This is a genomic window from Nostoc sp. 'Lobaria pulmonaria (5183) cyanobiont' (assembly GCF_002949795.1).
GTDB lineage: Bacteria > Cyanobacteriota > Cyanobacteriia > Cyanobacteriales > Nostocaceae > Nostoc.
The window spans coordinates 4296723-4309222 of sequence record NZ_CP026692.1 but is presented as its reverse complement, the minus strand read 5'-3'; the positions used below and the strand labels follow the sequence as shown (position 1 = coordinate 4309222).

12 protein-coding genes are annotated in these 12500 nt (G+C 39.0%); 8 read left to right on the top strand and 4 right to left on the bottom strand.

Annotated elements, in window-relative coordinates; all coding sequences use genetic code 11:
- Positions 1-330: 330 nt before the first annotated feature.
- Both NLP_RS18940 and NLP_RS18935 read right to left on the bottom strand, forming a co-directional pair.
- Positions 331-1080 carry a hypothetical protein gene (locus NLP_RS18940; RefSeq protein ID WP_104907743.1) on the bottom strand — a complete coding sequence of 250 codons (750 nt, stop codon included), beginning with the start codon at positions 1078-1080 and terminating at the stop codon, positions 331-333.
- Between the two features lie 353 nt (positions 1081-1433).
- Entirely contained in the window at positions 1434-1829 is a 396-nt protein-coding gene (locus NLP_RS18935) for a hypothetical protein (protein WP_104907742.1), read from the bottom strand.
- 165 nt (positions 1830-1994) lie between these two features.
- Between NLP_RS18935 and NLP_RS33325 the strand changes: the two genes are divergently transcribed.
- From NLP_RS33325 to NLP_RS18900, 6 genes are all read left to right on the top strand, one after another.
- Positions 1995-2303, top strand: coding sequence for a hypothetical protein (locus tag NLP_RS33325; RefSeq protein ID WP_158680456.1), 309 nt, complete (start codon positions 1995-1997; stop codon positions 2301-2303).
- A gap of 240 nt (positions 2304-2543) precedes the next feature.
- The gene (locus NLP_RS18920; RefSeq protein WP_104907739.1) at positions 2544-2747 is read left to right on the top strand and encodes a hypothetical protein; all 204 of its coding nucleotides are present in this window, start codon (positions 2544-2546) and stop codon (positions 2745-2747) included.
- Positions 2748-3045: 298 nt separating this feature from the next.
- Positions 3046-3513, top strand: a complete 468-nt coding sequence (locus tag NLP_RS18915) for a DUF4870 domain-containing protein (RefSeq protein ID WP_104907738.1) — start codon at positions 3046-3048, stop codon at positions 3511-3513.
- A gap of 310 nt (positions 3514-3823) precedes the next feature.
- Positions 3824-4921, top strand: a complete 1098-nt coding sequence (locus NLP_RS18910) for a Gfo/Idh/MocA family protein (protein WP_104907737.1) — start codon at positions 3824-3826, stop codon at positions 4919-4921.
- Positions 4922-4928: 7 nt separating this feature from the next.
- Positions 4929-5174: an HNH endonuclease gene (locus NLP_RS18905; RefSeq protein WP_104907736.1), complete on the top strand. Its 246-nt coding sequence runs from the start codon at positions 4929-4931 to the stop codon at positions 5172-5174.
- A gap of 39 nt (positions 5175-5213) precedes the next feature.
- Positions 5214-5459: a hypothetical protein gene (locus NLP_RS18900; RefSeq protein WP_104907735.1), complete on the top strand. Its 246-nt coding sequence runs from the start codon at positions 5214-5216 to the stop codon at positions 5457-5459.
- Positions 5460-5710: 251 nt separating this feature from the next.
- On the opposite strand, the gene NLP_RS18895 is transcribed toward NLP_RS18900, so the two are convergent.
- Positions 5711-8428: a DUF3536 domain-containing protein gene (locus NLP_RS18895; RefSeq protein ID WP_104907734.1), complete on the bottom strand. Its 2718-nt coding sequence runs from the start codon at positions 8426-8428 to the stop codon at positions 5711-5713.
- Between the two features lie 577 nt (positions 8429-9005).
- Here NLP_RS18895 and cax point away from each other — a divergent pair.
- A complete protein-coding gene (gene cax, locus NLP_RS18890; RefSeq protein ID WP_104907733.1) occupies positions 9006-10103 on the top strand; it encodes a calcium/proton exchanger in 1098 nt (365 codons plus the stop codon).
- Positions 10104-10799: 696 nt separating this feature from the next.
- Positions 10800-10973 (top strand): hypothetical protein, encoded by a 174-nt coding sequence (locus NLP_RS33320; protein ID WP_158680455.1) that lies wholly within the window; start codon positions 10800-10802, stop codon positions 10971-10973.
- A gap of 65 nt (positions 10974-11038) precedes the next feature.
- Here the strand turns inward: NLP_RS33320 and NLP_RS18885 are convergent, their stop codons facing one another.
- Positions 11039-12004 carry an acyltransferase family protein gene (locus tag NLP_RS18885; protein ID WP_104907732.1) on the bottom strand — a complete coding sequence of 322 codons (966 nt, stop codon included), beginning with the start codon at positions 12002-12004 and terminating at the stop codon, positions 11039-11041.
- Between the last annotated feature and the right edge of the window lie 496 nt (positions 12005-12500).

Below are 12500 nucleotides of genomic sequence, written 5' to 3'. Positions count from 1 at the left end.
TAGAAACTGCGTCTACACAGACAAAACCCGCGCGGGCGGGTTTAAAAAAGCTTTATTTTCTATTAGCTCATATCATTTCTGGGTAATTAGCTGCTAAAGAGATGATGTTTTAGCTATAGCAATCCCAATACTGTTCGGTTAAGGCAAGAGACGCAATGAATCGCCGTCTCTACAAAGCCAATTTTAAATCATTTGCGAACAACAAGAAAACCAACTTCCCCAAAAAGTTGGGGATTTAAGGTTGCAAATTCGATTCGCCAGGGTTGTTGTTAATTCTTAAACAACTGGAAACAATATGTTTCCTCAATTTGGTAGCTGAATTTTTCTCTTTTACCTACAAGTCCTGGCTGAAACTGAGGTCATCTTTCTTAAATCGCCTGTAAATGCGGCTGTGTATTGATAAGGTGATGAACCAGAGCAATTCATGGAATTTGTATAGGTGTTACGGGGAGTCCACCATGACGTTGCTTTCACAGTCAAATTTGCGCCATTCCATGATAGATGATTGACAAGTAAAGAGTTAGTTTGTCCATTATCTGACTTTTTGGAAGATAAAAATGTGGCATAATTAACCTGGCCATTAGCTGGATTAATCCGGGCTATAACTGCGGCTTTTGGCCCGCCTCCACTACCATAGCTAGGCAACCACCGACCACTGGCAAAGCGGCGAAAATCATTACCTGCCTGAGTGCCTGTGGAAGAGTAAATGCCATATAAGACATCACTTCCATTCCAATACAATCCGTAACCTGTACCATCGTCATTTGTTGTCTCGTAATCATTACGACACCATGCTTTTATCCCATTATTGAAGCGGATAGTTACAGGGTTTTTGTTATTTGAGAGTTGCTGATAACCAACGTAAATTCTTGCTGTTCCATTAACTACTTTGGGGCCCTTTTTAGCTTTGATTGTCGCTTCACTATCATTGCAACTGAATGTCACAGCTTCACCGATCGATGTATTTATGGTTTCGGCTAAAACTGGAGCAGTTTTTTGTGTGAGAACTAAATCACCTACTAAAATTACAGACAAAGAAATGCCCGCAAAATACTTTTGTAATTTGCCAGAATAAATCATGTTATGAATCTGCCGAGACAAGGAACGGAAAACACCGTATCACTATAAACTCTAATTAGTATTTAGACAAGCCAAATGGTTGAAAATACTATGCAGCAAGACTCTCAGTATTGCAAAATATTAGACAGGACTACAAAATCCCTGATCTAATATGCATGATACTAGCTGTATATAATTATTGTTTATCAAAGAGTGTAAGTAAATATAAAAAATTGCAATAGGTTATGCTTTACCATAAACAATTGCAGTATTTAAGAAAATAATTTTAATCAGCAAAGTAGCCTTTGTTCGTTCCCTACATACGTTGTAAGAAGATTGCTTTCGCGGTATCTTATGCTTTTATCTGGGCTGTATTAGGTAGTTTTAAGATTTTCATCTGATGTTTCTCCAGCAGCAGCTTTCAGGCGGCTCAATCTGCTTTTGCGAATCCGTTCGCTATCGCGAACCCCACCCGCCATTTCATATTCGCTGCTATCTTTGCCATATTTAAAAGCAACCCCTCTTACCATCTTGTCTGTAAGATTACTTAGGGTTTTTTCCATCGCATCAATTTTAGTTTTGGAAGAATCAATTACAGTTAAAGCAGTGTTATAAGCATCAAGCATAGTTCTTAGCTGCTCAATTGCTTGATTCAAGTTTTGCAAATCGCAATCATCACCAAAACTCATATTTGAATCAATTGCTTTTAGTCCAGCGGATCTCAACTCAGCTTTTTCGAGAACACGGGATGTACGTTTTTTACGAGACATCAATATACTCCTTAGAGAGGTTTCTAAAGCTACTTTGCCTTACGAAAGCTATTTTTTGGTTCAGTAAAATTAGGGAATAATTATATTTGTTAAAAAAATCCAAACTAATCTGAGTAATTTCTCTTGATTTTCCGTTTTTACCTGTTTTTCTTTGCAATTGCTTTAATGTTGATCAAAAACGTTGCAATCTTAATGAGGAATATTTCAACGTTGATAAGGAATATTGCAATGTTGATGAAGAACATTTTAATATTGATGAAAAATATTGCAATGTTGATGAAGAACATTTTAATATTGATGAAAAACGTTGCAATGTTGATGAGGAATATTGCAATATTGATCAGGAATATTGCAATCGACCTCTTGCATAAATCAAAAATAAAGAACCCCACCCCGTATTTGAGTAAAGCAAACGCTCCCCTCCCCCATGCCTTGGGGCAAGGTGGTTTCATACGAAAAAAGAAAAATACATAAGTCTTGATTTATCGTTTTTTGGCATGGCTTTTTCCCTCACTTCCATTCCTCTCCCCCCGTGGGGGAGAGGCTTTGAAAGTTTTAGTTTTTCTCTGCTTGTATGAAACCACCTTGCCTTCTGGATGCCTTGGGGAGGGGTTGGGGGTGGGCTGTTAGGGACTTTTGCAAGAGGTCTAATGTTGATGCAAATAACCTTGTATTTCAGGGCGGGCGAGACGCCCACCTTACAAGAATCATCCCTTGATTCAGCAACGCCAAATTTCAGACTGTTTTCAGATTGCGATCGCCCAAGTTGATGAAATTCTCAAAGGCTTTACCTTAAAAAGCTACGCCAACGCCATCTTTAGCAGTGCTATCTGCCAAACTTTATGCCAAAAGAGGGAAGCAGAAAGCCCAAAAACGTCTGCTATCTGCATCTCTGCAATCTTAACGATCGGTTTTTAAGCGGACACGGTATCAACTGGCGATCGCAGATCATCCCCAAAGCGTAGCTTTGGCGGGGTGATTCGGGTTTAATAAGTAATCAAGCAAACATGATATAACGAAGATATAGCTATAACTGCCGTAAAACAACTTGATGTAGAAATTGTGCTACTGCTAGGAGAAAGCATAGTCTGATAAATAGAACCTCTTCTCGTAAATTCTGACCGAGAAATACTCAAATTTTAAACTCTTGTTTGGCTTTTTTATAGATAATTACAAGGGAGAATTATATTGTAAATCCACCTAAATATAAAAAGCCATGAAAGAAAAACCTAAACAAAAAATGTGTATATGGGTGATGTTGTGTCATTTCTCAGCCTTGGTAGGATGGATATTATTGTTATTTTTGGTATTTCTTGGCATTCCTTTATATTTACCTTTAAATATTTTACCTCCGCTTATAATTTGGCGCTTTAAAAAATCTCAATATCCCTGGATCAATTTCCAAGGTAAGGAATCATTAAATTTTCAAATGTCTTTAACTTTTTACACTTTTATTGTTATAACAATATCTTTATTTATAGTATTAACTAGCGTTAGTTTGGCAGTGACTACTAATGGTTCAATTAATGAAATAAGAAACACTTTTAATAAATTATTAAGTATACTTATGTCATTGATTTTATTCAAATTGGTACTACAATCTTTTGTAGTGACTTTTGCCGCTATTAAAGCTTACAATGGTGAGTATTATCGTTACCCCTGTCAAATTAGAGTTTTACGATAAGATTATAGCAATCCTAAATGAGATTGTGAAAGGTTCTGTTATGGTTGTTTTTGGTCATTAGTCATTTGTCATTTTTGATTACAAAGGACTAATGACACCTAAAAAATATTTGACAAATGATTTAGGGCTGCTATATCTGATAGTATACTAGATTCGAAAGAGCGATCGCTAAATATTATAAAGTCAATAGCAACCGCGAAGTATGAGGAAAATATTGTCTAAAAAATCTGATGTAAATACATATTAGATATATTGTATAAAAGAAGATTAAACAAAGAATAAGTTGCATAAATATGGAAATAAAAATTATATGATTGGAGTTGCGATCGCAGGCACTGGATTTGGTCAAAAAGTCCACATACCCGGATTACAAGCACATCCTCGCACTGAGGTAGTTGCTGTTTATCACCGAGATATAAATAAAGCCAAAGCTATAGCAGAATCCCATAATATTCGTCACGCTTCCGACTCACTTACCGATATTGTGGCATTACCAGAAGTGCAAGCCGTCAGCATTTCGACACCGCCATTTTTACACTATGAAATGGCCAAAACTGTACTGCAAGCTGGAAAACATTTATTACTAGAAAAACCGACAACTTTAAATGTATTTGAAGCCAAAGAACTTTATCAGTTAGCTAAAGCAAAAAGTGTGATTGCGACTGTAGATTTTGAATTTCGCTTTGTACCAGCATGGCAATTGTTTGCAGAATTATTATCAGAGAACTATGTGGGTGAGTTGCGCCTAATTAAAATTGATTGGTTAGGGTCTTCTCGTGCTGATACTTCACGCCCTTGGAATTGGTATTCTGACAAAGAGAAAGGAGGCGGTGCATTGGGATCTTTGGGTTCTCACGCCTTCGATTATATTCACTGGTTGTTCGGACCAGTGCGTAGATTAAACGCCTATCTGAGTACTGCTATTCCTACACGAGTTGACCCTATTAGTGGGGAATCTAAAGCAGTGAATACAGATGACAACTGTATATTAACCCTAGAATTAGCCAATGGTACACCTTGTCAACTTTCTATCAGTGCGGTTGTTCATGCAGCAAGAACTCATTGGGTAGAAGTGTATGGCGATCGGGGTACATTAATAGTGGGCAGTGAAAATCAAAAAGATTATATACATGGTTTTCGTGTTTGGGGTTCCCAACCAGGTAAACCTCTAACAGAAATAGAAATACCGAGTCGGTTAATTTTTCCCCAAAATTATGCTGATGGGCGTATTTCAGCATTTATCCGTGTAGTAGACCAATGGGTGCAAGGAATTGACCGCAATCAGGAAATTACACCATCACTACGCGAAGGAATTTATTCTCAGTTGTTGATGGATTTATCTCATGAATCGCATCAAAAATCAAGTTGGGTAGACGTACCCAGTTTAGAAGGATTTCTTAATAACTAGAAAACAAATGAGCAAAACTCCCCGCATTCGTATCCCGCCGGAAGTCAAAAAATATGTTTTTCAACGCGACCAATATCAATGCCGAAGCTGCGGTAAAACTAATGTAGAAACTAACCTCAGCATCGACCATATCATTCCCCTGGCTCGTGGAGGTCAAAATGATATCAGTAATCTCCAAACTCTCTGTTTTACCTGTAATCAGCAGAAAACAGATAATATCGATCTGCGTTTTCGGCGATATTTTCAGCTTTAGGTTACGATGGTATGAGCTATTAGTTTCTCTCTCATTTCTATGCCTCAAAATAAAAATAGCAATTCCCTAAGATTTCTCAATATTAAAACTACAGTTTTTTATTTATTCACTGTCATAGTTATTTTAGTAGTAGCCTTTCCCTGGCTATATGAAATTAAAACCAAAGCTGGGATCGACATATCACCTGGACGCCATGCGGGAACATTTTTTGAAAAACATACCCGTGGACTCTTCAAGTGTGAGTGGCTTTATCCCTACCATTGCGATCGCTCTCACGTTAAGTAAAGGAAATTACAGCATAATTCAGAATTCAGGAGTTAAAATTCTGAAATAAAACAGGCTGCATTACCTGGATTTGAGACGAATCGTTGTGTACTTCACTAACTTTAAATTCACTGTAAAAAGAAAAGGGGATAATTATCTCCTTCTCTGCTGTGTGAAATTTTTATCCAAAACTTGACCTCGTTCCCAGTCTTTAGCTGGGAACGAGGTTTTGACTTAAGTTGATACTAATGTACCTCTGTGAGTCCTTACATCTATCCCAACTGATTTGAGATCGAGCTAACATCAACGGCTAATTTTTTACCCAACTTGAGCAACTGAAGACATTGATTATCTCCTTCATTACCAAGGCTAGTGATACACACTGGCGCTATCTGACTATGTAGACAACTAAAATACAATTCTTGCGATCGCTGTAGGGAAATATCAATATTTAGTTGATCCCCGACATCAATCAATCGTTCCAATAGTTGGATATCTGCATTAAAGCTACCATTGGCATCGTGCAACAATTGCCAAAGCGATCGCGCAATTAACTGTTCTAACATCTGCTTCCCATCGGGAATATTCAGCCGACAACGCAGATGTTTTGCTTCAGTAGCGATCGCCTCCAATTCTAATATATGATTCCAACTCTTTTGGGGATCAGCGATATCTTGCTCAAGCCATCGCAATGTCATCAGACAGCGATGCCCTAAAGCAATATCGGCTGCAACCTGCAATTCTTGCGGTACTGCTATTTCATCGCGATGAAACGCCATCAGCACCCCATAATTATCACGGTAGGCTTGAGTATACAACTGTCCTAAACGTGCCAGTGTTTCCTGACTCAGCAGCCGCATAATCCGGTGGCGTTCTTCAGCAAATAGATTTTGCAAGCTGAAAGCTTCTTCTCCAAATAGCTGTGTCATCACCAAAATAGTATGAGCCGCACTAGCTTGTTGCAGTGCGCCAAACAGCTTTTCTTTGATTTGGCTGTAGTTACGTCGCCCAGTAAATTGTTGAATGCAGCAGTGGAAATCCCAGCCTCCCAAATGCAGAACTGCAAATACCAAATGCTCACTTTCCCAAGTAATCTCTGATACTAGCTTTAAATTTCCCACAGCCAGAGTTAGCGATCCCATCCGTTGCAGTTGGTAATCTAGCTCATTGGCAGCGTAACAATAAACCCGTTTATGGTAACGCTGAGACTGTTTGTCAGCAGCATCTTTTCTAGGCAAAGAATTGTGTGTCTCTGCTGATTTCTGATTGGTAAAAAGGGAAGTAATGGCGTAATGGGCTGTAACTTGCTTAAAGCCAAGTTGGGCAGTTAACACGAGTTGCCGATAAATTTCCGCACCGTGTTTGAAGTCATCCACATTACTGGGGGCTAAACCAAGACGTTTGACGAAGCCTTTTTCCAACTGCACACCTGCCACTTCCCCTGCCAATTCCAAAGCACGGGCTGCATAGCGCAGAATTTGTGTCCCCTCTGGACGAGAAATTTCTTCAAAAAACCAGCCGCAACTAGTGAACATTAACAACGCGTGACGCTGCATTTCTAACAAGCGCAAAGCGTCTACTTGTTCGGCTGCGGTTAGTTTGTGGGTTTGATGACGCGAAAGGAAACGGTTGACATTGCTAGCAGAGCGATCGCGCAATACTTGGATATATTCATCTCGTGCTAGCCAGGGATCGCGAAATAACTGTCTACCATGTTCTGCATACACTTCAGTTAGCTGATCCCGCAGCCAATTTAGGGCATCCCGCAGTGGACGACGCCATTTCTGATGCCAAACACCACCTTCCCCGCCACAACCACAGTCATCCTCCCATCTACCGACACCGTGGGCGCAACTCCAGGCTGTGACTGACTTTAATTCCACTTCCCAACTGGGAGAATTTAAGCTCAGGTAGTGGGCGAAATTCGTCACCGTCCAACCTTGTTGAGGAAACTCTTTGGTAAAGGCGTAAGCTAAAGTTTTTTCAGTTCCCTTTTTGTGGTGTCCAAAGGTTTCCCCATCCGTCGCCACCGAGATTAATTGTGCCAGACGATGATCCCCACGCACCGCCGAACCGATACGTCCAGCAAAGTGACTGGAATTATAAACGACATCACTAAAACCCATATCCCGCGATATCGGCCCATCGTAAAAGAAGATATCAATGTAGGGTAATTCTTCTGTACTACCATCCTTGGGGCTAGTGGCGATCGCACTTAGAGGTGAAGATGAAGGTAAGAGGGTGGGCTGCAAATAACAACGATAGGGACGGGTGGAATCAATCTGACTACCACCGACTTCGATCCATTCAGGATGGGGACGATCTGGAGTCGGGAGGGGACGGCAACGCAGCGCTTGAGACGGTGCAAGGACAATGAAGCGAATACCCTCAGCAACAAGAGCTTCTAGGGTGGCGTAGTCTACAGCAGTTTCTGCTAACCACATCCCTTCGGGATCGCGTCCAAAGCGGGAGCGGAAGTCTTGTTTACCCCAGCGAATTTGGGTATATTTGTCGCGTTCATTCGCCAGAGGCATGATGATGTGATTGTATACTTGCGCGATCGCATTGCCGTGACCATGCAAGCGTTGGCTACTCTTCGTATCCGCCTCTAAAATTCGCTGATAAACCTCCACATCGTAGCGTTCTAGCCACGACATCAGCGTCGGCCCAATATTAAAACTGAAATACTCATAATTATTAACGATTTTCACCACTTCACCTTGGTCATTTAAGACTCTGGCAAAGGCATTCGGGCGATAGCATTCCCAATGAATCCGCTCATTCCAGTCATGGAAAGGCGCAGCGCTCGGTTGGCGTTCAATTGCGTCCAGATAAGGGTTTTCCCTTGGTGGCTGGTAAAAATGACCATGCACCGTCACATAAACACCATTGGCCTTTCTCAGGGGATCGGTTTCTTTGGTGTTATTGGGATCTGAATGTAATGTTAACGTTGAGCCAGAGTTAGCTGGCATTTGGTCAGCAGAAGTCATGTATATTTATCCAAAACAAAAAACTTGCAGTTGCAGCGAAAATATTGTGCGTAAACCTTTCTCCAATAGGTTTCACACAAAATCCGGTATAAACAACAACTATGGAATCCAATCAAAATTTTGACAAAGCTGTTTTATTGTAGTGGGAAATCTGCGTTATCGCACAGCGCAAAGTCCGTTGGGCGGCTCTGCCGACTTAAAGGAACTTTGCAAAATAGCCCTTTCCCTGAAGGCTCAAAGTAATTAGCCATTGAACAAGGCCTCAGATTAGGGGTTTTCTCTTCTTGGGCGCCAATCAAAATTTAATTGTCTTTTAATATATTAAACCCCATTTTTGGTGTAATATTTTGGCTCAAATTCATAGTTTTGCAACAAAAGATTACAATAACTCATTATATCGCAATCTAATTTCACATACACAGTAGTGAACTGAAAACAGTAAAATTTCTGAATTGCTGTACAAGCGGTTGAGAGTATCATGTCGGAGTGCTGAGTGAAAGTGATTGTTGATTCAACACTCCAAATTTAAAATTTAGGATTGCTCGCTGTGAATGATACCCTCAACCCAAAACAACAAATGTCAACCAAAAACATTATTCTTTTCGCTTTACTACTGTTTATCCCAGTTTCTGTAGCAGCTCACTTTCTGGAATGGGGAGAATTGACAGTTTTCATTACAGCTGGATTAGCAATTCTGCCCTTAGCAGCTTGGATGGGTACAGCCACAGAAGAAATTGCTGTCGTAGTTGGGCCATCGCTGGGGGGCTTGTTAAACGCCACTTTTGGCAATGCTACAGAACTAATTATCGCCTTAGTAGCGCTGAACGCTGGGTTAATAGATGTAGTCAAAGCTAGTATCACAGGATCGATTATTAGCAACTTACTACTGGTGATGGGTTTTTCCATGCTTTTGGGAGGACTGCGCTACAAAGAACAGACATTTCAGCCAATTGTGGCGCGGGTGAATGCTGCTTCGATGAATTTGGCAGTGATTGCCATTTTGATGCCAACGGCGATGAACTATACCTCTGAAGGAATTAACGAACAAACACTGCAAAATCTTTCTATTGCTGTTGCTGTAGTATTAATCTTGGTTTATGCTCTAACGCTGCTATTTTCGATGAAAACTCACTCCTATCTTTATGATGTGGGTGTAGCGGAGGCAGAAGCAGAAGTTGAGGAAATATCTCATGGTAAACCAAATATGGCTTTATGGGTTGGCGTGCTGCTAGTATGTACCTTGCTAGTGGCAATTGAATCAGAAATGTTGGTCGATTCTCTGGAAGTGGCTACATCTCAGCTAGGTTTGACGGCGCTGTTTACAGGGGTAATTTTGGTTCCCATCGTCGGTAACGCGGCTGAACACGCCACAGCAGTCACCGTGGCGATGAAAGATAAAATGGATCTTTCCCTGTCGGTAGCTGTGGGATCGAGTATGCAGATTGCCCTATTTGTTGCACCCGTGTTGGTGATAGCAGGGCGGGTAGTGGGGCAACCTATGGATTTGGATTTCAAACCCTTTGAATTAGTCGCTGTGGTTGTGTCAGTGTTGATTGCCAACAGTATTAGTTCTGATGGTAAATCCAATTGGCTGGAAGGCACTTTGTTATTAGCTGCTTATACAGTATTGGGGTTCGCCTTCTACTTCCACCCAGTTATGGAAGGTATGAGGTAACTAGCAGTGCATAGGCGTAGCCCATTGTAGACATCACACTTGATGATTTTAGATTTTAGGATTGCTGAGAATTGCAGATTTAAAACGAGCGATCGCTTTTTCTAAATTGTTCTCAGCTACTTGGATAATACCTAAATATTATGTCCCATAGCATATTTATGGTTAATTGTCAATTCCTGTTTGTAAGCCAGAACAGTTTGGTTAGTTTGTCCTTGATTGTCCATAATTACCCCCAACTGATACTAAACGGGAGCATATTGTGGATATTGGGCGATCGCTTCTGTAAATTGTAGTTGTCTTTGTAAAGCTAATGCTTATTGGTAAAGCTTTTCTGCAAGGGGGATGAGGTGGATTTTGCTCTTTTATTCCCGCCTGTCATACTAGCTCGATAATCAGTATTTTTACTGTTGCTGAGTAGTTGTATTTTGCATATTTTCCATACAGGTCAGTTCTTTAAATTACTGAAAACGTATGGTAATAAGCATTAACAACCTCAGTAATTCATCATATACCAAGCAGGGGAGTGCATTAAATCACAGGCTAATGAGCAATCATCAACTTCAGATATATCAACCAACACAGCATCAGATCCTACTGAGCTTACTGAGAGCTAATTTAATAGAGAAAGTGTAGTTATTTATTGTTCATCACTGATTTAATCAACGTTCCAGAGTGCATTGCTGCCAAGAATTTATTATGCCTAAACGTAAATCCCAGAAGACGAATACTTCACCTTCACCATCACAAGAAGAAGCTGCGCCAACTCAGCCAGCTATTTTGCGTGTTGTCAAGCAAGAAGATACTGCCACTGACTCTAATAATCCTGTACAATCCCAATCAGCATCAACTGATGAGAGTGAACCTGATTAGTAATAAAAAATTGTCTTTTACTAGATAGGTCTAATCAAAAGAATTTTTCCGTCTATCAACATCCTTTAATTGTATTGTTTTCTAATTTTTTTACGTAAAGCAATTACTGGCTTCTCAAAACAAAAAAAACCTATTCCTGAAATAAATATAGAAGTTAATAGCATTACCAATATCCACTTAAAATTCCAGTGTATCTCTAATTGCTCAAACTCAAAAATAACTAAATAATGAGATAAAAATAATCCGTAAGAGAGATTACCAAAAAAATCATCTAAATATGTTCTTTTAATTTTTATTAACAGATGTATAGACATAATTCCTAATATTAATCCTGTTAAAACTTCTCTATTAAAAGCTAATATCAAACGGGAATCTAAAAAAGTTGCTGCTAATAATAAGCAAGAAAAAGTTAATGTAAATTTAACTGGCTGATTTGTATTAATATTATTATTTTTATATAAAAAGCTACCGCAAATAAAGATAAATATTGTTCCAAATATTAATCTATAACCAAAATAATCTGTATGAATAATTCCCAAATAAGCCATCAAGAAAATTATATAGGATAACCCAAAAAAAATCTTTTCTAACTTATATATTAATATAAATGGAATTAATATATAAAAACATCCTTCAAGACCTAGCGACCATGCTGGAGGAATAATCATAAATTTCTCTCCTACCCAAGGAATCATATAAAATCCCATAGGTATTATCAAAAGGTTTTGTAATAATCCAATTTGTGAAGGTTGACTGAGATAATGTGAGTTTAATCCAAAATTATAATAAATAATTAAAACTGTTATTATGTTAAATAAATACTGCGGATAGATTCTAAAAATCCTATCAAGATAGAACCAAGCTATTTTTTTAGGCTCAAAATAATTTTTATATATCAAGGCTGTCATTACATATCCACTTATAATCAAGAATGATATTACAGCTATCACTCCGGGGTTTAAGCCGTTTATAAGCACTCCTGCATGACTTATGGCAACAAAGATTGATAACAAAAAACGATAGATTCCCATTGTTATTCCTTTTATTTGAGAAAATATGAAGGTAAAGCTCGTTTCCGTTCTTTATTACTGTGTGTATCTGCATAGATGCGAAGCGGCTTCCCAAAGGCATCGCTTCTTTAATTGCCTCTTTTGGGATAGTTGTTTCTAAGGCTTTGAGTACCTTACCTGATTCAACTACAGGTGATATCAGTGAAAATTCTTGTAGTTGCATTCAAGCTCAGTGTACTTGAGTAATAACCCTCAGTTTATCTGGTTTTTGCTTTAACCGAACTTTATTACTGTATTAAGTCTGGCTACGCCTACACATAATCTTAATACACATCATTATTCTTACTCCATATATTCCGTATAAAATCAATTTTATACATGTATATTAATACAACTTAAAGTATAATTACTTTAAGCGTAATCACTGCTATATGGAGGTAATATTATTTTTGTCATACACTGATATCATCTGTGTATTATGTGGTTATGATGTTGTCTTCTGCTTTCTTGTTGGAGA